Annotated in this window: 1 protein-coding gene; it reads right to left on the bottom strand. The window is 69.5% G+C overall.

The features are described 5' to 3' along the window. The coding region (locus tag GFH49_RS00885) for a GTP-binding protein (RefSeq protein ID WP_328288262.1) at window positions 1–204 on the bottom strand (204 nt) is incomplete at its 3' end. Between the last annotated feature and the right edge of the window lie 65 nt (window positions 205–269).

Genomic DNA, 269 nt, shown 5'->3' with positions numbered 1-269 from the left:
CTCGCGTTCGGCGCGCAGGCCGTCGGTGAGGAGGGCGAGGTCGGGTGCCTCCTGGCCGCGGTTCCGGGAGGCGTGCTCCACGGCCTCCAACTGGTCGGCGAGGACCGACTTGGAGTCGTGCAGCAGCCGTCCGACGAGGGTGGACTTGCCGTCGTCGACCGAGCCCGCCGTCGCGAAACGCAGCGTGTCGATGGTCGTGCTCATGCTTAGAAGTACCCCTCGCGCTTACGGTCTTCCATCGCGGCCTCGGAGAGCTTGTCGTCGGCGCG

This window comes from Streptomyces blattellae (genome assembly GCF_009709555.1).
In the GTDB taxonomy this organism is placed as follows: domain Bacteria; phylum Actinomycetota; class Actinomycetes; order Streptomycetales; family Streptomycetaceae; genus Streptomyces; species Streptomyces blattellae.
The sequence above is the reverse complement of the archived record's forward strand: the minus strand, read 5'-3'. Positions and strand labels throughout refer to the sequence as shown.